We start from the raw sequence: 21,820 nt of genomic DNA, 5'->3' as shown, positions 1-21,820 counted from the left end.
GAGCGGGTGGCTAGGGTCGCGGCTCACCTTCGAAGTTCAGAGTCGCATCCATGATCCGCACCGCCGCGCTGTCGCTCGCCCTGTCGCTGCTCGCCACGAGCGCCCTGGCGCAGGACCCGATCGACCCGGCCCGGCTGTCGGAGGTGACCAAGGTGCTGGCCTCGGACGCGTTCCAGGGCCGCTCGCCCGGGACGCCTGGCGAGGCCAAAACCGTCGAGTACCTGGTGGCTGAGTTCAAAGCCCTGGGGCTGGAGCCGGCCGGGGACGCCGGCGCCTACACCCAGGACGTGCCGCTGCTGCGCACCCGGCTGAAGGACGGCGCGATCTTCGCGCTGGAGCTGAACGGCAAGCGCCGCGAGCTGGTGCGCAACACGGACATCACCGCCACGACCCTTCAGCCGGTGGAGGCGGTGGCGATCGACAAGGCGCCGCTGGTCTTCGTCGGCTATGGCGTCACCGCGCCCGAGCGGGGCTGGGACGACTTCAAGGGCGTCGACCTGAAGGGCAAGATCGCGGTCTTCCTGATCAACGATCCGGACTTCGAGGCGCCGGCCGGCGCGCCGGTCGCGGGCAAGTTCGGCGGCCAGGCGGCGACCTACTATGCGCGCTGGACCTACAAATACGAGGAGGCCGCGCGCCGCGGGGCGATCGGGGCGCTGATCATCCACGAGGCGCCCGGCGCCGGCTATGGCTGGTCGACGGTGATCGCCTCGAACGGCGAGGGCTTCGACATCGTCCGCGCCGATCCGGCCAAGGAGAAGGTGCTGCTGCAGGGCTGGCTGAGCGGGGCGGCGGGGCGCGAGCTGCTGGCCGCGGCCGGCCAGGACTTCGACGCCCTGAAGGCCAAGGCGCAGCGGGCCGACTTCGCGCCCGTGCCGCTGGCCGGCGCTGCGTTCTCGGCCAGCTATGGCGTGACCCACGACCAGATCGTCAGCCGCAACGTGATCGGCAAGATCACCGGGGCCAAGCTGCCGAACGAAAGCATCATGTTCGCCGCCCACTGGGACGCCTATGGGCTCGGCGCGCCCGACGCCCAGGGGCGCACCGTGCGGCCCGGCGCGCTGGACGACGCCATCGGCGTGGCTGGGACCATGGAGATCGCGCGGGCCTTCAAGGCCGGGCCGCCGCCGGCCCGCACCCTGGTGTTCGCCGCCTGGACCGCCGAGGAGCGGGGCTTGCTGGGCTCGGAATACTACGGCGTGCACCCGACCGTGCCGCTGGAGACCATGGCCGCCAACCTGACCTTGGACGTGCTGCAGCCGAACGGCCTTTCCAAGGACGTGGTGCTGATCGGGGCGGGGCAGAACGGGCTGGAGGACATGCTGGCCAAGGCGGCGGCTGCGCAGGGGCGGACGGTGACCCCCGACGCCCATCCGGAGCGGGCGCTGTTCTACCGCGCCGACCACTTCTCGCTGGCCCGCAAGGGCGTGCCGGTGCTGCTACTGATGGGACTGGGCGGCGGGGCCGACCTGGTGAGTGGCGGCCGGGCGGCCGGCGACAAGTGGGTCACCGACTATACGGCCAGCGCCTATCACACGACCGGCGACGCCTGGTCGGCGGACTGGGATCTGTCGGGCGCGGCCCAGGACGTGGCGTTGTTCTACGAGATGGGCAAGGAGCTGGCGGGCGGCGGCGCCTGGCCGAACTGGAAGGACGGCTCGGAGTTCAAACCGCTGCGCGACGCCAGCGCCGCCAAGCGGCGCTAGAGCATTTTCCGCCGAAGCGGCTCGGCGGAGAAAATGCGCTAAGTTCAAAGAGCCTTGAGCAATGCGATCTGATCAGGTCGCATTGCTCGGGTCTTCGTTCGGCGCGCCGGCGCGCCGGTAGGCGGCGATCAGAAGCAGCAGGTCGCGCTTATTGTGGCCCAGCGCCTGGACGAGCTCGGGCCGGCGGTAGACCTCGCCCGGGACGATCACCCGGCGACCGTGCACCCGCTGGCAGTAGCCGAGGTCGATGAGGCGCGAGACGTAGCGACGCGCCGTCTCGCGCGGGATGTTCAGCGAACCGGCGATCGAGAGCACGCTGACCGGGCGACGCATGTCGTCGGGGGTCAGGCCGGCGTCGAAGTCGGTCAGATGACGTTCGGGCGCGATGTGGCTGACCGTCGCCTGGCCGATGGCCATGAACACCACGCCGAGCATCATGTCGCCCTCGAACGCCTCGCTGGCGTTGGCCAGGGTGCGCAGCACGAAGCCGCCGGCCAGCCGGGCGAAGAACATGTCGGCCGGCTCCACGCCGGCCGGAGCGGGAACTTCAGGCGTCATGGGCGTCGGGCATCGGCCGCAGGCGGACCTCAAGTCCGCTGTTGGCCAACTCCATGCGGAAGGGCTTGCTGAAGGCCCAGCCCTCGGCGCCGGCCAGCAGCACGCGGCGGAACGGCGGGTGGGCGAACGGCGCAGCGGGGGCGGGTTCGGCGTATTCGCGCAGCAGCGCCTCGACGCCGGCCCGCAGGCGCCAGGCCTCCATCGCCGGCATGCGGCTGCGGACGAAGTCGACCAGTTCGTCGGCGGTGCACGGCTCGCCGAGGGTGCGGATGCCGGTGACGATGGCGATGAGAATCCGCGCCTTTTCAGCAGCAGTGTGCGGGGTGCGCAGCCGATCAGTTGGAAAATTTATGATCGTCATCCGCAAACGTCCGGACGACGGATTGTAACGCCATGTAAAATCCAGATCAGACAACGTCGGGTATACGACGTCTGTTTGCCGTCTTCCGGCGGTGCGCCATCCATTTGCTTGAGTATCATAACTACGCGCTCGACCAGATAAGCTTCACAACTAAGGCCGATAGCCGCGCCGGGATAGCTAACAAGTCCTGAACGACGGGGTCGAAGTTCCCCATATTGGGGAAGCGGGGCGCGCAAAACGATGCGGGCCGCACCCTGGGGTGCGGCCCGCGCGATGGATACACCTTCTGGGCGCGCCCTGGCTCAGCTGTCCCAGCGTTTGAAGATCACACTGGCGTTGACGCCGCCGAAGCCGAAACCGTTCGACAGCGCATGGTCGAAGCTCGCTTGGCGCGACTTGAGCGCGACCAGATCCAGGCCCGCGGCGTCCTCGTCGGGATTTTCCAGGTTGAGGGTCGGGGGGATGGTCTGGTGGCGCAGGGCCAGCACCGTGAAGATCGCCTCCAGGCCGCCGGCCGCGCCCAGCAGGTGGCCGGTCGCCGACTTGGTGGAGCTGATCGCCGGACCATGGCCGGTTCCGAACACCGACTTGATCGCCGCCAGTTCGCCCTTGTCGCCGACCGGGGTCGAGGTGGCGTGCGCGTTGAGGTGGCCGATGGCCGAAGGCTCCAGCCCTGCCTGCGCCAGGGCCATGCGCATGGACCGGGCCGCGCCGTCGCCGTCCTCCGGCCCAGCGGTCAGGTGGTAGGCGTCGGCGCTGGTGCCGTAGCCGACCAGCTCGGCGATCGGCTTGGCGCCGCGGGCCAGGGCGTGGTCGAGCGACTCGATGACCATGATCCCGGCGCCTTCGCCCATGATGAAGCCGTCGCGGGCGGCGTCGAACGGGCGCGAGGCCTTGGTCGGCTCGTCGTTGAACGCCGAGCCCAGGGCGCGGGCGGCGGCGAAGGCGCCCAGGCTGACGCGGTCGATGGTCGCCTCGGCCCCGCCGCAGATCGCAATATCGGCCTCGCCGGCGCGGATGATCCGGGCGGCGTCGCCGATGGCCTGGACGCCGGCGGCGCAGGCGGTGACCGGGGCGCCCAGCGCGCCCTTGTAGCCATAGCGGATCGAGACCCAGCCGGCCGCGAGGTTGGCCAGGAACGAGGGCACGGTGAAGGGCGACAGCCGGCGCACGCCGCGCGCGTCGGTGATCCGCACCGCCTCGGCGATAGCCGGGAAGCCGCCGATGCCGGTGGCGATGATGGTGGCGGTGCGGTGCCTTTCGGCCTCGCTCTGCGGGGTCCAGCCGGATTGGGCGACGGCCTCGTCCGCCGCCGCCAGGGCGAACTGGATGAAGCGGTCCATCTTCTTCTGGTCCTTGCCGGGCACTGCGGCGTCGAGGTCGAAGCCGGCCTCGGCGTCCTCCGCCGTCGACTGCACGGTTCCGGCCACCTGGGCCGGCACGTCGGGGGCGAGGTCGGCCGGCAGGCGCCGCAGCCCCGACTGGCCCGCGACCAGCCGCGCCCAGGCCTTCTCGGTTCCGGTTCCCAGAGGCGAGACCACGCCCTGTCCGGTCACGACGATTCTACGCATCTCACTCACCTTTCAGCTCTCTCGAGGGCCAGGGCCGCATGCTCCAAGCGCACCAAGGCCTGGCGGGTTTCGTCGGGGTCGCCGTCCAGCCGGGCGGCCAGATCGGCCTGGGCCCGCCGCCAGGCCGGGATGGTCTGTTCGATCAGGTCGGCGCCCTGCGGCGTGACCGCAAGCTGGCGTCCGCCGCGTCCGCGCCCGCCCTCGCCGGCGACGAGGCCGCGGGCCTCCAGCAGCCGCAGGTTCCGCACCAGGGCGGAGGGCTCCACCCCGACCTCCTCGGCCATGGCCGCGATCGATCGGTGCTCGCCGCGGGCGATGACGCCGAGCAGCACATACTGGCTGATGTTCAGGCCGAACGGCTTGAGGCGCTGGTTGAAGGCGCGGGTCACCGCGCGCGCGGCCTTGCGGCTGCGGTGGCCAAAGCAGAACCAGAGCATATCGTCGGCCGGCTGCATTATCCGGTATATACAGGATTTATCACGCGATCCAAAGCGCTTCGACGGGTCTGGCGCGGCGCGCCCACGTCGGGGATAACGGCTGCAAAGCCGGGCGAGCCGGCAAGGGGAAACGCATGGAACTGATCCTCATCCGCCACGGCCTGCCGGTGCGCCGCGACGACAGCGCCGATCCCGACCTGTCGGCGGAAGGCCACGATCAGTCGCGCAAGGTCGCCGACTGGCTGGCGCACGAGGGCGCGGACGCGGTGTGGTCGAGCCCGATGCGCCGGGCCGTGCAGACCGCCCAGCCGTTCGCCGAGCGCTTCGGCCACGCGATCAACATCCACGAGGGCGTCGCCGAGTTCGACCGCGACTCCGGCGCCTACATCCCGATGGAAGTGCTGAAGCGCGAGAATTACGAGGCCTGGCTGGCCATGGCCACCGGCGACCACGGCGTCGACGTCGAGGCCTTCAGCGCCGCGGTGGTCGGCGGGCTGGAGGAGGTGATCGCCGCCCACCCCGGCCAGCGGGTGGCGGTGTTCTGCCACGGCGGGGTGATCAACGTCTGGACCGCGCACGTGCTGGGCATGGCCCCGCGGCTGTTCTTCGAGCCGGGCTACACCAGCGTCCACCGCTACATGTGCGCCCGCGGCGGCCATCGGAACGTCGTGGCCCTGAACGAGCGCGCGCACCTGCGGGAGATGGCGGGGGCTTAGGTCCTGGCCGGTGCGAACCCGGAAGTCCGCACCCTTGATCGCCCTCAATGCGTTCCTTCCGGCTGGGGCGGAGATTTGCTGCGCAGGAGGACGGGATGCTGGACATCAAGATCGACGAGGCCGCGGGCTATATCGAGCTGACGGTCGACGGGGCCATCGACAGCGCGGGCTACGAGGCCGCGGTCGCCGCCATAGAGGCGCTGCTGAAGACCCACAAGAAGATCAACGCGGTCGAGGTGGTGCGCAGCTTTGCGGGCATGGAGCCCAGCCTGTGGTGGCGCGACCTCAACTACAGCTTCTCGCGGCTGGATTCGTTCGGTCGTTGCGCGGTGGTGACCGACAACGGCTGGATGGGGCCGATGGCGCGGTTCTTCGCGGCCTTCCTGTCGGTGCAGGTGCGGACCTTCGACCTCAAGGACCTGGACGCTGCGCGGGCCTGGGCGAAGGACGGCGTCTAGCCGCCGCGCAGGCGGGCCAGGGCCTCGGGGAAGCGGCGCGAGAGCGGCGCCTCCAAATCACCGAGCCGGACGGCGTAGTCGCCGGACTTCTCGGGGCGTAGTTCGGTGACGCGGGCGGCGTTGACCAGCCAGGAGCGGTGGGTGCGCACGAAGCCGAGCGGCGCCAGCTGCGCCTCGATCGCGGTCAGCGAGGCGCGCATCAGCGGCTTGCGACCGTCGGCCAGAATGAACTCGACATAGTTGCCGGCCGAGGTCGCCGCCAGGATGTCGGCGGCTGGGCTTCGCAGGACCCGCGCGCCGTCACGGATGTCGAAGGTGGCGGGCGTGCTGGCGGCCGCGGCCGGCTTGGCGCCGTAGAGCCGGATCATCGCCCATAGCGCGGCCATTCCCAGCAGATAGCCGAACGCATCCTTGCGCAGCTCGTAGACAAAGCGATCGGCCAGATCGAACCGGAACGGCAGATCCAGGGCCCGGAAGACGGCCATCCGGAGCAACATGAAGCCGGTGACGTGGGCGGTCGTAAAGGCCAGGAGCCCGGCGGCCTGCACCGCGAGCATTCGCCAGACCGGGCGGCTGCCGGGCGGGGCGAGGCGGAAGGCGGCGAAGGCGATCCACAGGAAGGCGAGGGCAGACACCGCGCTGGTGCTCTCTTCCAGGACCGGCATGATGGGCGGGGCGTCGGGGCGGTCGCGGAACGCCGTGAACATGTTGACGACGTTGAGCGTGACGATCGCCGCGCCGATCAAGGCGTAGGCCCGCCAGTAGGTCGAGCGCGTCCCGGATGCATCCTCGCTGGTCACGGATCGCTCGCCGCCGGTTCCTGCACGGGCCCTCGCGCCCGGGCGGACTTTCACCGCTTCGGGCCTCGCGGCCAAGCCCTGCGCGCCTCGCCCGCGCGAGCACGTCTCAGTAATCGCGCGGAGATTGCGCAGTCGCCCGCCTCGGGCCAATGATGCGCAGGCCAAGCTCGGACTTGGCGGCCTTGGGAGCACTCTCACGTGACCAATATTCGCCAACGCTTCGCGCGCGCAGCCCTGATCGTGCTGGCGCCCATGCTGATCGCCGGCTGCGGGATCAACACCATCCCCACCAAGGACGAAAAGGCCAAGGCCGCCTGGGCTGAGGTGCAGAACCAGTACCAGCGCCGCGCCGACCTGATCCCCAACCTGGTGGAGACCGTGAAGGGCTATGCAGCCCAGGAGCGCGAAGTCCTGACGCAGGTCACCGAGGCGCGCGCCTCGGCCACCCAGGTCAAGGTCGACGCCTCGACCATCACCGACCCGGTGCAGTTCCAGAAGTTCGCCGCCGCACAGGACCAGCTGTCGGGCGTGCTCGGCCGGCTGATGATGATCCAGGAGCGCTATCCGGACCTGAAGTCGAACCAGAACTTCATGGCCCTGCAGAGCCAGCTGGAAGGCACCGAGAACCGCATCGCCATCGCGCGGCGCGACTACAACGCCGCGGTCCAGGACTACAACACCGAGATCCGCACCTTCCCCGGCGCGCTGTGGGCCGGGACGGTGCACCGTTGGGCCAAGCCGATGCAGACCTTCGCCGCCAGCGCCGCGGCGCAGACCGCGCCGAGCGTCAACTTCGGCGGGTCGGCCCCGGCCGCGCCGCCGGTGAACATGGCGCCGGCGACTCCGGCCCCGGCCGCTCCGGTCCCGGCTCCCGCCCAATGACGATGCGCACGGGGCCGTGGGGCGCAGCGCGCCTCGCGGTCCTGGTCCTGTTCGCCTGGGCCGGCGCGGCGCTGGCCGCGCCGACCTTCCCGCCCCTGACCGGACGGGTGGTCGACGACGCCGGCATTCTGTCGCCCCAGGCCGAGGCGCAGCTGACGCAGGAACTGGCGAGCCTGGAGACCCAGACCGGCCGCCAGCTCGTGGTGGCGACCCTGCCCGACCTGCAGGGCTACGAGATCGAGGACTACGGCTATCAGCTGCTGCGCACCTGGGGCATCGGCAGCAAGGAGCGCAACGACGGGGCGATCCTGATCGTCGCGCCCAGCGAACGGAAGGTGCGCATCGAGGTCGGCTACGGCTTGGAGCCGGTGCTCACCGACGCGCTCTCCAGCCTGATCATCAACCAGCGGATCATCCCGGCCTTCAAGGAGGGCCGGCTTGAGGAGGGCGTGGTCGACGGGACCCAGGCCATCGTCCAGCAGCTGTCGCTGCCCGACGACGAGGCGCGTGCGGCCGTCGCCAAGGCCCAGGAAAGCCCGCAAGGCGAAGGCGGGGTCGGCTTCGGAACCATCGTCGTCATCTTCATCATCTTCTGGCTGCTCAGCGGCGTGTTCGGCGGCCGCCGGCGTGGCAGCCTGTGGTGGCTGCCGCTGATCCTCGGCAGCGGCAGCAGCGGCGGCGGCGGCGGTCGTGGCGGCTGGAGCGGCGGCGGCGGCTTCGGAGGCGGCGGCTTCAGCGGCGGCGGCGGTTCGGGCGGCGGCGGCGGGGCCTCGGGGAGTTGGTAGGAATGTTGAGCGAAACGGACCGCGCCCGGATCGAGGCGGCCGTGAAGGCGGCCGAGGCCGGCACGACGGGCGAGATCTACTGCGTGGTCGCGCCTGAGTCCTCGGAGTACTTGGAAGTGCCGATCGCCTGGGGTGCGATCGCCGCCCTGGCGGCGCCGGCGGTGCTGCTGGCGGGCGGTGTTCATGTCACCGCGCCCGACGACATCGGCGGCGGCTGGTCGGCGGCGCAGATGAGTTCGGCGGCCGAGGCTGCGGCGCGCACGGCGCTGAGCGGGGCGATCCTGCTGCAATGCGCGCTGTTCGTGGCGGTGGCGATCGCAGTGGCGATTCCGGTGGTGCGCCATTTCATGACCCCGCGGGCGCTGAAGCGCGAACGCGTGCGGCGGCGCGCCCACGAGCAGTTCCTGGCCAAGAACCTGCAGGCCACCCGCGAGCGCACCGGGGTGCTGATCTATGTCTCGGCCCGCGAGCACATGGCCGAGCTGATCGCCGACGAAGGCATCGCCGCCAAGGTGGCGGCCGGCGCCTGGGACGGGGCGATGGCGCGGCTGATGGACGGCTTCAAGGCCGGGCGTCCGGCCGACGGCTTCGAGGAGGCGATCAGCCTGTGCGGGGCCATCCTGGCCGAGCACTTTCCGCCGCGCGACGACGACAATCCCAACGAGCTGTCGGACTCGGTGGTGGTGCTGGGCTAGACCCGACTAGACCGCGTAGCGCGCTTCCAGCAGGTCGATCTCGCGCACCAGCTTGCGGGCGCTTACGTCGTCGAGGCGGCGGGCGCGGGCCAGGCGGAAGATCGCGTCGCGCTCGGCGCGCAGGCCGGCCAGACGCAGCTGGCGCTCGATCAGTTCCGATTGGCGATGGAGCTCGAGCGCCTCGGGTTCCTGCCGGCGGCTGTCGATCCGCTGGCGATAGAGCTCCATGATCCGCGCCGAAGCGTCGGTGTAGAGGTCGGCGTCGGCCCGGCCCCCGGCCATGTCGTGCTGGGCCTGTTCGATGGCGGTGATCGCGGCCTGGGCGGCCTCGACGCGGGCGTTGTCGATGTCGCTCTGATGCGAGGGTTCGGGCGGCAGCTCCAGGTTCTTCAGCAGCCGGGGCAGGGCGATGCTGGCCAGCACCAGCGAGACGATGATCACTCCGGCGGCCAGAAAGATGGCGAGGTTGCGGGCTGGGAAGGGCGTGCCGTCGGCCAGGGCGAAGGGCAGGGTCAGCACGCCGGCCAGGGTGATGGCCCCGCGCACGCCGGCGACCGAGGTCGCCGCGATCAGCCGCCAGCTGACCGGCGGGGGCGGCTGGCCCCGGCGCAGGGCGCGGGTCATGTTCCATTTCAGCGAAAGCCAGGCCCAGACGAACCGGAGGGCGGCGAGGGCGGCGGTGATCGCCAGGACGTAGACGATCAGCCACCAGGGCTCGTGGTGGCCGGTGATGCGAACGGTCTCGGCGGCGCGGGCCATGATGCTGGGCATCTGTTCGCCCAGCAGCACGAAGATGACCCCGTTGAGGGTGAACTGGATGGTGTCCCAGACCGCGGCGCGGCGGACGCGGGTGATCGCCAGCGCCTGGCCGCTTTGCTCGGTGAAGCTCATGGTCACCCCCGCGGCGACAGCGGCGAGGATGCCCGAGCAGTGGAAGTGCTCGGCCAGCATGTAGGCCCCGAACGGGATCAGCAGGCTGACCAGAATCTGGACGCTGGTGTCCTCGCCCAGCTTCGCTGCAACCCAGTTCTTGGCGGTGGTGACGCTCCAGGTGACGCCGACGCCGATGGCCAGGCCGCCGAACGCCACCCACAGGAACGAGCCGACCGCTTGCTGCAGCGAGAAGGCGCCGGTCACCGCTGCGGCCACCGCAAAGCGCATGCAGACCAGGCCCGAGGCGTCGTTGAGCAGCGACTCCCCCTCCAGGATGTGCATCAGCCGCTTGGGGATCGTGGTGCGCGAGGCGATGGCGGAGACCGCGATCGGGTCGGTGGGCGAGAGCACGGCGGCCAGCGCAAAGGCCACGGCCAGCGGCATGGCCGGGATCAGCCAATGGATCAGCAGGCCGACGCCGACGACGGTGAACACCACCAGGCCCAAGGCTAGTTCAAGGATCACCGCCCCGTCACGGAACAGGTCGTCCTTGGGGATGCGCCAACCGTCGAGGAACAGCAGCGGCGGCAGGAACAGCAGGAAGAAGATGGAGGGCTTGAGGTCCACCGTCGGGATCACCGAGATGGCGATCACGGCGCCCAGGGCGATCTGGACGAGCGGCAAGGGCAGCCGCACGAGGCGGGCCAGCGGCGCGCTGACCGCGACGGCCAGCATCAGGAAGAGGATGGTCGAGATCCAGGCCAACGTGCGGCTCTAGCCCTTGAAGCTGTCCTTGGCGGCGCGGATCGCCGCGAACGCCTCATGGTCCGGAGCGCCTGACAGGCCCATGCGTCCGGCCAGCGCCGGCGCCCGCAGGAACGGGTTGGTCGCCTTCTCCAGGCCGATGGTCGTGGGCACTGTCCACTCGCCGCGTTCGCGGGCGGCGAAGATATCGCCGGCGCGGGCCTTCAACGCCGGGGCGTCGTCCACCGACAGCGCGAAGCGGGCGTTGGAGGCGGTGTATTCGTGGGCGCAGTATACCTTGGTGTCGTCGGGGAGCTCGGCCAGCCGCTGCAGGCTGTCCCACATCTGCTGCGGCGTGCCTTCGAACAATCGGCCGCAGCCCAGGGCGAACAGGGTGTCGCCGACGAAGGCGACGTCGCCCGCGGGGGCATAGTAGGCGACATGGCCCAGGGTGTGGCCGCCGCTCTCGATCACCTCGAAGCGGGTCTCGCCCAGCGCGACGATATCGCCGCCGGCGACGATGCGGTCCGGCGCCTGGCCGATGCGCTCGACCTCGGCCGGGCCGATCACGTGGGCGCCGGTGGCGGCCTTGATCTCGGCGTTGCCGCCGGCGTGGTCGGGATGCCAGTGGGTGTTGAGGATCAGGTCGAGCTTCCAGCCGAGCGCGTTCAGTTCGCGCAGGATCACCGCGGCGTCCGGCGTGTCGATGCAGGCGGCCAGGCCGCTGGCGTCGTCACGCACCAGGAAGCCGTAATTGTCCGAGAGGCAGGGAAACTGATGGACGGTGATCGACACGTGTCACTCCAGGCCTTCTTGTCGGGGTAACTGCGATTTAGGGTCGGCAGCCGGCCAAGTCGAGCCTAAGTCTTGCAGGGCATGCGTCGCGACGTCCTCGAACTCCGCCAGTTCTACGCCACACCGCTGGGCCGCGCGGCCCGCGAGATGGTGTCGCGCAAGGTGCTGGAAACCTGGGACGACGCCCGCGACCTGGACGTGCTTGGCCTCGGTTACGCGACCCCGTTCCTGGGTTCGATCCGCCCAGCGGCGCGGCGAGTGGTGGCCGCCATGCCGGCCCAGCAGGGGGTGGAACTGTGGCCGGCGGAGGGCGCGAACCTGGCCTGCCTGTCGGCCGAGGATGCGCTGCCGTTCCAGAACGCCTTCTTCGACCGGATTCTCGCCGTGCACGCGCTGGAGGAAAGCCCGGACCCCATCGCGCTGCTGCGCGAGGTCTGGCGCGTGCTCTCGCCGACCGGCCGGGTGGTGGTGGTCACCGCCGCCCGCAACGGACTGTGGGCCAACGCCGAGCGGACCCCGTTCGGGCATGGCCGGCCCTATACCCGCAGCCAGCTCGCTGATCTGCTGCGCGAGGCCGAGCTGGAGCCCACCGGCTGGACCCGGGCGCTCTATGTGCCGCCGGTCGCCTGGATGGCCGGCTGGGCCGAAGGCTTCGAGCAGGCCGGCTCGCGGCTGTGGCCGGGTTTCGCCGGCCTGGTGCTGACCGAGGCGGTGAAGGAGACCTTTGCGGTCAAGGCCAGGACCGCGCGGGTGCGGGTTCCTGCCGTTCGGCCGGGCCTTGCCCCGCTTCCGGCCAATCGGGCGCCTGTTTCGCGGGCGCAGGAACCGCCGAAGTAGACAAGCGCTTGGACACAGTATCGCTTGGCCCTAGCCTGGGGCGTCAGCCGAGTCTTGGAGTAGCACCATGAAAATGATCGTCGCGGTCATCAAGCCGAGCCGTCTGGACGCGGTGCTGGAGGCTGTCACCGAGGCCGGGGCCTCGGGCCTGACGGTCACCGAGGTCCGCGGCTATGGCCGTCAGCGCGGCAAGACCGAGGTCTATCGCGGGGCCGAGTACGAGGTGAAGCTCCTGCCCAAGGTGAAGCTGGAGATCGCCGTGCCATCGGACATCGCCGAGGCGGTGATCGAGGCCGTGGCGCGCACCGCCAACACCGGCAAGATCGGCGACGGCAAGGTCTTCGTGCTCGACCTGGAACAGGCGCTGCGCATCCGCACCGGCGACCGCGACGCGTCCGCCATCGCCGGCTGAGAGCTAGACGAAGGTCCCGTCGTCCAGGCCGGCCTTGTCGACGGCGAAGACGACCGGGGCGCCGAGCACGTGCGAGGCGGCGTCCGGATCGACCGGCGCGCCGGGGCCGGGACGTCCGTGGCCGAGCAGCAGGTAGCCGTCGAGCTGGCCATCGCCATCGAGATCGACGTCGACCCGCTCGCCGGGCGTCGGCGTGAATGTCTGCTGTCCCGAGGTCAGCATGCCCTCGAAGATGTTCGGATGGTCCTTGTGGCTGACCACGTTCACGTCGCGGCCGCGATAGGTGAGGCGGTCGCCCTCGCCGGCCGAGAAGTCGAACACCACCCCCAGCAGTCCGCCGCCTGGCGGCGGTGCGACGATCGTGAAGGTGTCGGCGCCGGCCCCGCCGACCGCAATGGTCATGGACGTCATATGGATGACGTCGTCGCCGGCCCCGCCGTCGAGGACGTCGACGCGGCCTTCGGGAGCGCCGCCGCCGTCGAGCGTGTCGGCGCCTTCGTCGCCATGCAGCTGGTCGGCCCCGGCGCCGCCCATCAGGCTGTCGGCGCCAGCACCGCCCGACAGGGTGTCGTCGCCGTCGCCGCCGCGCAGGGTGTCGTCGCCCGCGCCGCCTTGGATGACCTGGCCGGTATGGATCTCTTCGGTCGGCGGGGCGGCGTCGTGGGTCGGCTCGGTCGGAGCCTCGAGCGCGGCCAGGGCCAGCGGTTCCGGGGGCTCGGTCTCGCCCGAGGCCGGCTGCGGCGCGTCGGGCGGGGTCTCGCCCTCGGCGACCGTCGAGCTGGCGACGGTCTGGACCTCTTCGCCGGCGCCGTGGGTCTGCGGGGCCAGCAGGTCCTGGCGTTGAACCTCGTCGGCGTTCGACTGGGCGCTGGCCGCGACCACGGCCAGCGGCGCGCCGGCGGCGGTCAGGTCGGCGTGTTCGATCGCGGCCGGCGTCGCCGCCGCGGCGTCGTCGACCTCGTGGATGAAGGTGGCGGCGACCACCAAGGCGATGAAGGTCTGCACCTGGCGGGCGCTGAGCGAGACGACGACGTCGTCGCGGGCCTCGCGCCAGTCGCCGCCCAGCAGCCGGTCGCAGGCGGCCCAGAGGGTCTCGCCCTCCTGGATCGCATCGGCGGAGGCGTCGTGGATGACGAACTGGCCGTTGATCCTGGCGACGTGGATCAGCACTTCTTCCTGGTCGTCCTTGATGACGCACCAGGGATCGCCCTCGTCGGTGACGCCGTAGACGACCTCGACCTTGGCGCCGCCTTCGGCCAGCCGGTCGGCCAGTTCGGACAGCCGCGCGCGTTCAGCGGCGGTCCATCCGCCGCCGGCGCTGGGCCGCGGCGCGAACGGGACGACGTTGTCCATTCCGACGGTGGTTCCTTAGCCCCTTCCCGCCAGGCGCGCGACCGGCGCGTCCTGAGCGGCGTCCCCGAACAGCAGCCGGAATAGCTCCGGCTCGTAGTAGCGCAGCAAGGTACGGGCGAATTCGGCAGGATCGAGGCCAATCGCCTGAGCCCAGGCGCCTTGCGTCTCGATCGGCACGCGGCCTAGGCCGCTCTCCACCTGCGAGACGAAGGTGTAGTAACGCAAGCCGACGCGTTCCGCCAGTTCGGCCTGGGTCAGGCCCGCAGCTTCGCGCCCGGCCTTCAGCCAGCGTCCGGCCTCTTGGCGCAGACTCTTGGTGACCGCCGCCCGCGCAGGATCGACCGCGCTTCTTGGCATGTTTCTACTCCTTCAAGCTCGCGCGGCGTCGCTGGCCGCCTGCGCATTTTGCGCACTTGACCCGTCGATGTACAGTACTTACGAAACGTGTTTATACGAGACGCGTAACGCCTCGTCGTCGTCATAGCACGGATCTGTGGCCGCAAGCCACGTCGTGAGGTCCGACTGGAGTGATCATGCGCCTTCGCCACGTCCTGTTCGCCGCCGCATCGCCGCTTTGCCTGTTGGCGGGCGCGGCCCAGGCCGAAACCGTCATCTCGACCACCGTCGCTACGCCGGTCGCCACCGCCACCGCCGCCAACGGGGCCCGCGACGACGTGAAGATCAGCACCGCCGGGACGATCCAGCTGACGTCCGCGGGGGCTGCGGTCACGCTGAACAGCAACAACACGGTGACCAACGAGGGGACGATCAAGTTCTCCAACGTCAACGACGCGACCGGCATCCTGGGCCTGGGCGGCATGACCGGCACGATCAAGCACGCCGGCACGATGACCATCGACGAGACGACGGAGATCAAGGACACCGACGGCGACGGCGATCTGGACGGACCGTTCGCCACCGGCGCGCGCCGTTACGGCATCCGCGTCACCGGTCCTGGCGCCTTCCACGGCGACGTGATCCAGTCGGGCGGCTCGATCACTATTGAGGGCAACGACTCCGCCGGCATCTCGGTGGAAACGGCGATCGACGGATCGATCCGCACCGCCGGCGCAATCGCGGTGACTGGCTCCAACGGCTTTGGCGTCCACTCCGCCAGCACCGTCGGCGGCGATGTGGCGATCCGCTCGTCCGTCGTGGCGCAGGGCGAGGGCGCGGTGGTGGTGGCCACCGACGACAACATCGGCGGCAAGCTGATCCTGGGCGGCGCGATCTCCTCGACGGGCTTCCGCTACACCAGCCGCGGGACTGATGCGGCCGTCGCCAAGCTGGACGCCGACGACCTGCTGATCGGCGGCCCGGCGGTGCGCGTCCGCGGCGACGTGTTCGGAGGCGTCGTCGTCGACGCCGCGCCGGCCGACAACGACAAGAATAACGCCGACGAGGATGGCGACGGCGTGGCCGACGCCAGCCAGACCGCCGGCGCGGTCACCTCCCTCGGCTCGGCCCCGGCCATGCTGATCGGCTCGGATACGCGGGCGATCCGCCTGGGCGTCGGCGGGACCGGCGTCAGCGCTTATGGCCTGAACATCAAGGGCTCGGCCCAGGCGCTGGGGATCTATGACGGGATCTCGGCCACGGCCGTGCAACTGGGCGGTCTGGGCGGCGGCGTCACGATCGACGGCGGGGTGCGGGTGTCGGGTGCGGTCAGCGCCACCGCCGTCAAGGCGGGCGCCATGGGCCTGCGGCTCGGGGCCGGCGTCAGCACTCCGAAGATCCTGGTCGAGGGCGGCTCCATCAAGGCCGGCTCCACGGCCACCGAGGCGGTCGATGTCCGCGCCGTGCAGATCGACGCCGGGGCCGGCGTTTCCTATCTGGGCAATTCCGGCGACATCACCGCGAGCATCACCGGGACCAAGGGCTCGGCGACCGCGATCCTCGACGCGTCCGGCTCGCTGAGCCTGATCGAGAACGTCAAGACCATCGCCGCCGGCTTCTCCACCACCGAGACGATAGCCGGCAAGGCGACTGCCATGGACCTGCGCGCCAACACCAGCGGCGTCACCGTCCGCCAGGGCGCCAACGCCTCGACCTCGGTCACCCCGGCCATCGTCGGCGACGTGCTGTTCGGCGCGGGCCCGGCGCGGCTGGAGCTGCTGGCCGGCACGATGGTCGGTGCGGCGGCCTTCGGGTCCGGCGCCGACGCGCTGGTGATCGACGGCGGGGCGACGCTGACCGGCGCGGTGACCGACGCCGGCGGCGGCCTGACCATGAACATCGCCAAGGGGCGGCTGACGGCGACCAATGTCGACACGCTCAACCTGACCTCTCTGACCCTCGGCTCGACCGGCGAACTGGTGTTGACCGCCGACGCGGCCGGCGGCAAGTCGACCAGCCTGAACGTCGCCGGCGCCGCCAACCTGGCCACCGGGTCCAAGGTCGGCCTGCGCTTCGCCTCCAAGCTGAGCGAGCCGACTACCTTCACCCTGATCAAGGCCGGGACGCTGACCGCCGGGACCATCGACCAAAGCCTGCTGGGCACGACGCCGTGGCTCTACAAGTCAGAGCTGCGGGTCGATCAGGCCAACAACGCGCTGCTGGCCGACGTGCGCCGTCGCACCGCGTCCGAGGCGGGCCTGAACAGCGCCGAGGCGGCCGCCTATGACGCGGTGTTCGCCAATTTCGACCGCGACGCCACCGTTCGCGACGCCCTGCTGGCCAAGACCGACGGCACCGGCTTCGCGGGGCTATACGACCAGTTCCTGCCCGACTTCACCGGCAGCCTGTTCCACACCCTGGCGGCGGCTTCGGACGCCACCAACCGGGCGATCGACGAGAACGACGGCGAACTGAACGGCGACGGGCTGCGGGTCTGGACCCAGGAGATCGCCTTCTTGGTGAAGCGCGACGTCGACCGCACCACCAACTACGACGCCGACGGCTTCGGCCTGGCCGGCGGGATCGAGGCCCCCTACACCGGCATCGGCACCCTGGGCCTGATGACCAGCTTCGTGAACGTCAATGTCGACGACGCCTTCGCCTCGGCGGCGGAGTCGCTGGGCGGCCAGGTCTATTCGGCCGGCGTCTACTGGCGCGACACCGCCGGCGGACTGACCGCCAATCTCGGCCTGAACGGCGGCTATGCGTCGCTGAAGAGCACGCGGGTGCTGTCCGATCCGGCCGCCGGTCTCAACAAGCAAGCCAAGTCCGACTGGAGCGGCCTGACCTTCGCGGCCCATGCCGGCCTGTCCTACCTGTTCGACCTCGGCCGCTTCTATTTCAAACCACAGGCCAACGCCGACTACTTCATGCTGAAGGAGGACGGCCGGACCGAGTCCGGCGGCGGCGCGGCCATGGACCTGTCGATCGACGAGCGTTCGAGCAATCAGCTCAGCGCCTTCGCGGGGGTCACCCTCGGGGCCCGGTTCGGCGAGGAGAGCGCCTTTGTCTGGAAACCCGAGCTGACCGCCGGCTGGCGGCAGGCAGCCGGCGACGGAGTGGACGTCACGACCGCCCGCTTCGTCGCCGGAGGTCCCGCCTTCGGCCTCGCCGCGCCCGACCTGTCGGGCGGCGGGCCGGTGGTGCGCCTGGCCCTGCGCGGCCAGGGGCAATACTTCGACTTCGCCCTCGAGGGCGGCGGCGAGTACCGCGACGACTACGAGGCCTATGACGGCCGGGTCGTGGTCCGCTTCCTGTTCTAGCGGCGTGGAGTTGAACTGAGATGACGCTCTTGGCTGGAGCTTTCCTGGCGATCGCCGCCGGGCTGGTCGGCGTGGCGCGGCGCACCCATGGTCGCCCGCCGCTCTGGCGGTCGTGGGTGGCGCTGGCCGGAGCTGTCGTCTGTCTGATTTTCGGGGTCGCGCTGGTGGTCGTCCACCCCAGCGCCATCGTGGAGACGCCGGTCCTGCTTGTGGCCGGCTTCTGCCTCTTCGAGGGGAGCCTGGCGCTCCTCAGCCTGATGGCTGCGGCGGGACGCCCGCAGCCGAAGTGGCTCTCCTAAGGCGGCGTCTTCCCCCGGGCGGATGGTCCCCCCGTCGCCCGCCGCTATTCGAAGAGGCTTCCCGGGGGCGGGGCCGGCGTGCTTGGAGGCGCCGGCTCCGCCTTTCGGCTGAGCAGGAAGAGGGCGTTCTCGGCGCGCCAGTTCTCGATCGGACGCGACGGATCGATCTGACGCGCCGGCTTGCCCGGCACCAGCGAGGCGCAGGCGTCGATCCGCAGGTCGAGGTCGTCGCACAGCGCGGTGAAGTCGCGCAGCGTGCAGAGGTGGATGTTGGGCGTCGACCACCACGGCTCGGGCAGGGACTTGGTCTCCGGCATCCGGCCCTTGGTCAGCAGGTCCATCCGCACCCGCCAGTGGCCGAAGTTCGGCAGCGAGACGACCGCGCGGTCGGCGATGCGGAGCAGTTCCGACAGCACGTGCTTGGGGTCGCGCACCTGCTGCAGGGTCTTGGACAGCACCGCGTAGTCGAAGGCCTTGGTCGGGAAGTTGTCGAGGTCGTGGTCGGCGTCGCCCTGGACCACGGCCAGGCCGCGGGCCAGGCAGGCCGCGACGCCCTCGCGCGAGAGCTCAAGGCCCTGGCCGTCGATCTCCTTTTCGTTGGTCAGCAGCTCGAGCAGCTCGCCCTCGCCGCAGCCGACGTCGAGCACCCGCGCGTGCGGGCGCACCATCCGGAGGATTTCCTTGAAGTCGTCGCGGATGGAAGTCACGCAAGGCCCCGCTTGTCGGCGGCGGAGGCCAGGAAGCCGCGCAGCGCCGAATCCAGCACCGGTTCGTCGAGGAAGAAGGCGTCGTGGCCCTTGTCGGTCTCGATCTCGGCGAACGAGGCGCGGCAGCCGGCGGCGTTCAGCGCGCGGACGATGTCGCGGCTCTCGGCCGTGGAATAGAGCCAGTCGGACGAGAACGACAGCACGCAGAAGCGCACGTGCCGCGCCCGGGCGAAGCACTCGGCCAGCACCCCGCCGCACCGCGCGCCGAGGTCGAAATAGTCCAGCGCCCGGGTGATGTAGAGGTACGAGTTGGCGTCGAAGCGGTCGACGAAGCTGGCGCCCTGGTGGCGCAGGTAGCTCTCGACCTGGAAGTCCGCGTCGAAGCCCCACGACAGGCCGTCGCGCTGCAGCTCGCGGCCGAACTTCCGCTGCAGCGCCGGCTCGGACAGATAGGTGATGTGCGCGGCCATGCGGGCCACGGCCAGACCCTTTTCGGGACGCACGCCGGCCAGCTGGTAGGCGCCGCCGCGCCAGTCGGGATCGGCCATGATCGCCTGGCGGCCGACCTCATGGAAGGCGATGTTCTGGGCCGAGTGGCGCGCGGCCGCGGCGATGCAGATCGCCGAGAACAGCTTGTCCGGATAGTCGGCCGCCCACTGCAGGACCTGCATCCCGCCCATTGAGCCGCCGACCACAGCGAACAGGGTCTCGATGCCCAGCGCCTCGATCAGCATGGCCTGGGCTCGCACCATGTCGGCGATGGTGATCACCGGGAAGGAGAGGGCGTAGGGCTCGCCGGTCGCCGGGTTCAGCGAGGCCGGGCCGGTCGAGCCCATGCAGCCGCCGATGACGTTGGTGGCGATGATGAAGTAGCGCTCGGGGTCGAGCGGCAGGCCGGGCCCGATTACCCGGTCCCACCAGCCGGGCTTGCCGGTCACCGGGTTCGGCGAGGCCGCATGCTGGTCGCCGGTCAGGGCGTGGCAGACCAGCACAGCGTTGGACTTGTCGGCGTTCAGCGTGCCGTAGGTCTTGTAGGCGATCTCCAGCGGGCTGAGCAGCGCGCCGGAATCGAGGCGCAACGGCTGGTCGGCCGGGAAGCTGTGCAGCCCGCCGCCGGTTTCGCTCGTCTGGATCGCAATCGCGCTCATCCGCCGCTTGGACCGCCAAGCTCTTTCGCTGTCAACAGCTTCGCGTATCGGCTCAGGACGGCTATGAGACCTTTCAAGCAGCGCTCGGGGGCGCGTCAGACAGCAAGGAGCGCGGCGGAGCGTTCATGGATCGGCTTATTCTCATGCGCCACGGGAAGGCGGAGCGCGACTCCAAGAGCGGCGAGGACTTCGACCGCAAGCTCACCGACCGCGGGGTGCGGGAATCTGCGGCCATGGCCGCCAACCTCGCCGACCTGGGCCTGGTCCCCGACATCGCGCTGGTCTCGGCCGCCCAGCGCACCCGCGAGACCTGGGCGGCGGCGCAGGGCGCCTTTCCCACCTGCGCCGCGCGGTTCGAACGCGTGCTGTACCTGGCCGAGGAGCGGCTGGTCCGGGAGCTGGCCGAGGCCGCCGGCCAGAGCTCGCGCACGGTGATGGTCGTCGGCCACAATCCGGGCCTGCAGGAACTGGCCATCCGGCTGCTGTCGGAGGGCTCGGCCCCGGCGCCGCTGATCGCCCGCGCCCACGCCGCCTTCCCGACCGCGGCGGCCGCGGTGTTCCTGTTCGACGCCGCCGGGCGGCCGGCCTACGACGGCCTGTTCTTCCCGCGGGGCTGAGCATGGGACGCATCTACAAGATCCTCTCCCGCGCGGAATGGACGCTGGCGCAGGCCGCCGGGGTGTTCGAGGGCTCGGCGGTCGACCACGCCGACGGCTTCATCCACTTTTCGAGCGCGGCGCAGGCGGCCGAGACCGCCCGGCGGCACTTCGCCGGCCAGGCGGACCTGGTGGTGCTGGAGATCGAAGCGGGCGACCTGGGCGCGGCCCTGGTCTGGGAGCCCTCGCGCGGGGGCGACCTCTTTCCGCATCTCTATGGCGTGCTTGCGACCGACAAGGTGCGCGCCGTCACTGACGCGCCGCTGGCCTCGGACGGGGTTCCGCAGCTAGGGAAGCTGGCATGAGCCTGCACGACATCGCCGCCCGCGCCATGCACGTCCTCGACCCCGAGGACGCCCATCGGCTGACCATCCGCCTGCTGGCCATGGGGCTGGGACCGCGCGCCGGAAGCGACGACCCGATCCTGGCCACGGAGGTCGCCGGCCTGCAGCTGCCCAATTGCGTGGGCCTGGCGCCGGGCTTCGACAAGAACGCCGAGGTGTTCGGGCCGATGCTGGCCAGCGGCTTCGGCTTCGTCGAATGCGGCACGGTCACGCCGCTGGCCCAGGCCGGAAATCCACGTCCGCGCCTGTTCCGGCTGAGCGAGGACCGGGCGGTGATCAACCGCATGGGCTTCAACAACGAGGGCCTGGAGCCGTTTGCCGCGCGCCTGGCCCGGCGCGGCCCCGGCGTGGTCGGGGCCAATATCGGGGCCAACAAGGACGCCGAGGACCGCGTCGCCGACTATGTGACCGGCCTGACTCGGCTGTGGGGACTGGCCTCCTATTTTACGATCAACATCTCCTCGCCCAACACGCCGGGCCTGCGCGCGCTGCAGACCAAGGCCGCGCTCGAGGAGCTGCTGGGCCGGCTGGCGCAGGCGCGCGACTCGCTGCCGGCGGCGGGCCGCGTCCCGATGTTCCTGAAGGTCGCGCCCGACCTGGAGGACGGCGAGGTCGAAGCGATCGTGGAGACCGTTGTGGCCAATGGGCTGGAGGGGATCATCGTCTCCAACACCACCATCAGCCGCCCGCAACTGGCCTCGAAGTTCGCCGGCGAGACCGGCGGGCTGTCGGGCGCGCCGCTGACGGCGCTGTCGACGCGGATGCTGGGCGCCTTCGCCCAGGCCGCCGACGGCCGCGTGGCGCTGATCGGGGCCGGCGGGATTGGTTCGGGCCAGGACGCCTACGCCAAGATACGCGCCGGCGCGTCGGCGGTTCAGCTCTATTCGGCCATGGTGTTCGGCGGTCCGGGCCTGATCACCCGAATCAAGCGCGAGCTGGCCGCCTGCCTGCGCCGCGACGGCTTCGCCTCGGTCGCTCAGGCGGTGGGCGCCCATTGAGGTCAAAGCGCGAGCTTTCCTACGGA

Annotated in this window: 24 protein-coding genes; 13 read left to right on the top strand and 11 right to left on the bottom strand. The window is 70.6% G+C overall.

Annotated elements, in window-relative coordinates:
- Positions 1-50: 50 nt before the first annotated feature.
- On the top strand, positions 51-1,706 hold the full coding sequence (locus tag O4N75_RS19165; protein WP_269627031.1) for a M28 family metallopeptidase: 1,656 nt from the start codon (positions 51-53) through the stop codon (positions 1,704-1,706).
- A 72-nt stretch (positions 1,707-1,778) separates the two neighbouring features.
- Here O4N75_RS19165 and O4N75_RS19160 read toward each other — a convergent pair whose 3' ends face one another.
- The 4 genes from O4N75_RS19160 to O4N75_RS19145 form a co-directional block, all read right to left on the bottom strand.
- Positions 1,779-2,264 (bottom strand): hypothetical protein, encoded by a 486-nt coding sequence (locus tag O4N75_RS19160; protein WP_269627030.1) that lies wholly within the window; start codon positions 2,262-2,264, stop codon positions 1,779-1,781.
- Positions 2,254-2,625 (bottom strand): hypothetical protein, encoded by a 372-nt coding sequence (locus O4N75_RS19155; protein ID WP_269627029.1) that lies wholly within the window; start codon positions 2,623-2,625, stop codon positions 2,254-2,256. The genes O4N75_RS19160 and O4N75_RS19155 overlap by 11 nt, the downstream gene beginning before the upstream one ends.
- A gap of 302 nt (positions 2,626-2,927) precedes the next feature.
- Positions 2,928-4,196, bottom strand: coding sequence for a beta-ketoacyl-ACP synthase II (gene fabF / locus O4N75_RS19150; protein WP_269627028.1), 1,269 nt, complete (start codon positions 4,194-4,196; stop codon positions 2,928-2,930).
- A gap of 5 nt (positions 4,197-4,201) precedes the next feature.
- Positions 4,202-4,651: a MarR family winged helix-turn-helix transcriptional regulator gene (locus tag O4N75_RS19145; RefSeq protein ID WP_267231175.1), complete on the bottom strand. Its 450-nt coding sequence runs from the start codon at positions 4,649-4,651 to the stop codon at positions 4,202-4,204.
- Between the two features lie 116 nt (positions 4,652-4,767).
- Here O4N75_RS19145 and O4N75_RS19140 point away from each other — a divergent pair, with 116 nt between their 5' ends.
- Complete coding sequence (locus tag O4N75_RS19140; protein WP_267231176.1) at positions 4,768-5,349, top strand: histidine phosphatase family protein; 582 nt, start codon at positions 4,768-4,770, stop codon at positions 5,347-5,349.
- A 95-nt stretch (positions 5,350-5,444) separates the two neighbouring features.
- Complete coding sequence (locus O4N75_RS19135) at positions 5,445-5,807, top strand: STAS/SEC14 domain-containing protein (RefSeq protein ID WP_269627027.1); 363 nt, start codon at positions 5,445-5,447, stop codon at positions 5,805-5,807.
- Here the strand turns inward: O4N75_RS19135 and O4N75_RS19130 are convergent.
- Positions 5,804-6,607: a LytTR family DNA-binding domain-containing protein gene (locus O4N75_RS19130; RefSeq protein ID WP_269627026.1), complete on the bottom strand. Its 804-nt coding sequence runs from the start codon at positions 6,605-6,607 to the stop codon at positions 5,804-5,806. The genes O4N75_RS19135 and O4N75_RS19130 overlap by 4 nt on opposite strands.
- A 252-nt stretch (positions 6,608-6,859) precedes the next feature.
- On the opposite strand from O4N75_RS19130, the gene O4N75_RS19125 reads away from it, so the two are divergent.
- Genes O4N75_RS19125 through O4N75_RS19115 form a run of 3 tightly spaced genes read left to right on the top strand, consistent with a single transcriptional unit; the run spans position 6,860 to position 8,969 of the window.
- Positions 6,860-7,489, top strand: a complete 630-nt coding sequence (locus O4N75_RS19125; protein ID WP_269629392.1) for a LemA family protein — start codon at positions 6,860-6,862, stop codon at positions 7,487-7,489.
- Positions 7,486-8,274 carry a TPM domain-containing protein gene (locus O4N75_RS19120; protein WP_269627025.1) on the top strand — a complete coding sequence of 263 codons (789 nt, stop codon included), beginning with the start codon at positions 7,486-7,488 and terminating at the stop codon, positions 8,272-8,274. The genes O4N75_RS19125 and O4N75_RS19120 overlap by 4 nt, the downstream gene beginning before the upstream one ends.
- Positions 8,275-8,276: 2 nt before the next feature.
- Positions 8,277-8,969: a TPM domain-containing protein gene (locus O4N75_RS19115; protein WP_269627024.1), complete on the top strand. Its 693-nt coding sequence runs from the start codon at positions 8,277-8,279 to the stop codon at positions 8,967-8,969.
- Between the two features lie 6 nt (positions 8,970-8,975).
- Here O4N75_RS19115 and O4N75_RS19110 read toward each other — a convergent pair whose 3' ends face one another.
- On the bottom strand, positions 8,976-10,607 hold the full coding sequence (locus O4N75_RS19110; RefSeq protein WP_269627023.1) for a Na+/H+ antiporter: 1,632 nt from the start codon (positions 10,605-10,607) through the stop codon (positions 8,976-8,978).
- A 9-nt stretch (positions 10,608-10,616) separates the two neighbouring features.
- Positions 10,617-11,381, bottom strand: coding sequence for a hydroxyacylglutathione hydrolase (gloB, locus tag O4N75_RS19105; RefSeq protein WP_269627022.1), 765 nt, complete (start codon positions 11,379-11,381; stop codon positions 10,617-10,619).
- A gap of 81 nt (positions 11,382-11,462) precedes the next feature.
- Between gloB and O4N75_RS19100 the strand changes: the two genes are divergently transcribed.
- Together O4N75_RS19100 and O4N75_RS19095 are read left to right on the top strand one after the other, a co-directional pair.
- Positions 11,463-12,218, top strand: a complete 756-nt coding sequence (locus tag O4N75_RS19100; protein WP_269627021.1) for a methyltransferase domain-containing protein — start codon at positions 11,463-11,465, stop codon at positions 12,216-12,218.
- Between the two features lie 67 nt (positions 12,219-12,285).
- A complete protein-coding gene (locus O4N75_RS19095) occupies positions 12,286-12,630 on the top strand; it encodes a P-II family nitrogen regulator (protein WP_183772580.1) in 345 nt (114 codons plus the stop codon).
- Between the two features lie 3 nt (positions 12,631-12,633).
- On the opposite strand, the gene O4N75_RS19090 is transcribed toward O4N75_RS19095, so the two are convergent.
- Positions 12,634-13,983 (bottom strand): hypothetical protein, encoded by a 1,350-nt coding sequence (locus tag O4N75_RS19090; RefSeq protein WP_269627020.1) that lies wholly within the window; start codon positions 13,981-13,983, stop codon positions 12,634-12,636.
- Positions 13,984-13,998: 15 nt separating this feature from the next.
- Entirely contained in the window at positions 13,999-14,340 is a 342-nt protein-coding gene (locus tag O4N75_RS19085; protein ID WP_056022743.1) for a helix-turn-helix transcriptional regulator, read from the bottom strand.
- Between the two features lie 176 nt (positions 14,341-14,516).
- Between O4N75_RS19085 and O4N75_RS19080 the strand changes: the two genes are divergently transcribed.
- Positions 14,517-17,642 (top strand): autotransporter outer membrane beta-barrel domain-containing protein, encoded by a 3,126-nt coding sequence (locus O4N75_RS19080; protein WP_269627019.1) that lies wholly within the window; start codon positions 14,517-14,519, stop codon positions 17,640-17,642.
- A gap of 20 nt (positions 17,643-17,662) precedes the next feature.
- The gene (locus tag O4N75_RS19075; RefSeq protein ID WP_269627018.1) at positions 17,663-17,941 is read left to right on the top strand and encodes a hypothetical protein; all 279 of its coding nucleotides are present in this window, start codon (positions 17,663-17,665) and stop codon (positions 17,939-17,941) included.
- A gap of 44 nt (positions 17,942-17,985) precedes the next feature.
- On the opposite strand, the gene metW is transcribed toward O4N75_RS19075, so the two are convergent.
- Both metW and O4N75_RS19065 read right to left on the bottom strand, forming a co-directional pair.
- Positions 17,986-18,648 (bottom strand): methionine biosynthesis protein MetW, encoded by a 663-nt coding sequence (gene metW / locus O4N75_RS19070; protein WP_267231190.1) that lies wholly within the window; start codon positions 18,646-18,648, stop codon positions 17,986-17,988.
- The gene (locus O4N75_RS19065; RefSeq protein ID WP_269627017.1) at positions 18,645-19,796 is read right to left on the bottom strand and encodes a homoserine O-acetyltransferase; all 1,152 of its coding nucleotides are present in this window, start codon (positions 19,794-19,796) and stop codon (positions 18,645-18,647) included. Before O4N75_RS19065 ends, metW begins: the two co-directional genes overlap by 4 nt.
- A 125-nt stretch (positions 19,797-19,921) precedes the next feature.
- Between O4N75_RS19065 and O4N75_RS19060 the strand changes: the two genes are divergently transcribed.
- The 3 genes from O4N75_RS19060 to O4N75_RS19050 are packed head-to-tail and all read left to right on the top strand — an operon-like array spanning position 19,922 to position 21,794.
- Positions 19,922-20,413, top strand: a complete 492-nt coding sequence (locus O4N75_RS19060) for a histidine phosphatase family protein (protein ID WP_269627016.1) — start codon at positions 19,922-19,924, stop codon at positions 20,411-20,413.
- 2 nt (positions 20,414-20,415) lie between these two features.
- Positions 20,416-20,757, top strand: a complete 342-nt coding sequence (locus O4N75_RS19055; protein WP_269627015.1) for a DUF952 domain-containing protein — start codon at positions 20,416-20,418, stop codon at positions 20,755-20,757.
- Positions 20,754-21,794: a quinone-dependent dihydroorotate dehydrogenase gene (locus tag O4N75_RS19050; protein WP_269627014.1), complete on the top strand. Its 1,041-nt coding sequence runs from the start codon at positions 20,754-20,756 to the stop codon at positions 21,792-21,794. The genes O4N75_RS19055 and O4N75_RS19050 overlap by 4 nt, the downstream gene beginning before the upstream one ends.
- The last annotated feature ends 26 nt before the right edge of the window (positions 21,795-21,820 follow it).

Origin of the sequence: Phenylobacterium sp. NIBR 498073 (assembly GCF_027286305.1) — a bacterium.
In the GTDB taxonomy this organism is placed as follows: domain Bacteria; phylum Pseudomonadota; class Alphaproteobacteria; order Caulobacterales; family Caulobacteraceae; genus Phenylobacterium.
This window is presented reverse-complemented; position numbering and strand designations above follow the sequence as displayed.